General features: G+C 51.5%; 1 protein-coding gene. It reads right to left on the bottom strand.

Annotated elements, in window-relative coordinates; translation table 11 throughout:
- A partial coding sequence (locus EYS00_RS20635) for a cadherin-like domain-containing protein (RefSeq protein ID WP_165399449.1) occupies positions 1–876 on the bottom strand: 876 nt, incomplete at both ends.

The following is an 876-nucleotide window of genomic DNA, read 5'->3' as shown; positions in this document are numbered from 1 at the left end:
GTCGCTCTGTAGGTAGCTAACACTAGTAGTCCCATTCCCAACTTGGCCTTGGAACGTACTTGCAACGAAGTCTAAGTTGTCAACCGCATTCTGGTCTTGTTCATATTCAATTTGAGCATCACTGCTGATGATATCTCCAGCTTTAATCAGTACTTTGCCGCCGCCACTAACGTCGTAAAGGTTACCGAATAATGGCTCTTCAAGAATCTTCACATTAACTGACGTTCCGGAAGCATCATCTTCAATGTCACCAACGTTATCTTGAGAACCAGACTGACCACCATCAAACGTAAAGAATGCCTCATCTTGGTTGTCTAGGGTCACAGAGAAGTCGGTTGCGGTTGGTTTGTCGTTGACTGGCGTCACCGTCAGATCCAACGTCGATGTTTCTAATGGCGTGCCGTCCACTTCCAGACCGTCGGTCATGGTGTACGTAACCGTTGGGAACGCGCCGTTGTAGTTACCCTCTGGCGTGAAGGTGTAGTTACCTTCGCTGTCGATGCTGATGGTGCCTTTGCCGTCAACCGTGATGCTTTCGCCTGCGTTCGCAGTCTGGCCGTCCACGCTGAACGTCGTCACTTTCACGTCGCCATCCGGGCTTTCAGTGCCCGTTAACACGTTGCCCGTGTTATTCACGCTGTCTTCTGCAACATTGATGCTTTCATTCGCATCCTCGAACGTGTCGTTGACTGGCGTCACCGTCAGATCCAACGTCGATGTTTCTAATGGCGTGCCGTCCACTTCCAGACCGTCGGTCATGGTGTACGTAACCGTTGGGAACGCGCCGTTGTAGTTACCCTCTGGCGTGAAGGTGTAGTTACCTTCGCTGTCGATGCTGATGGTGCCTTTGCCGTCAACCGTGATGCTTTCGCCTGC

The organism is Alteromonas sp. KUL49 (genome assembly GCF_006538345.1).
GTDB lineage: Bacteria > Pseudomonadota > Gammaproteobacteria > Enterobacterales > Alteromonadaceae > Alteromonas.
Note: the sequence above shows the minus strand (reverse complement) of the source record. Positions and strands in the feature narration are given on the sequence as shown.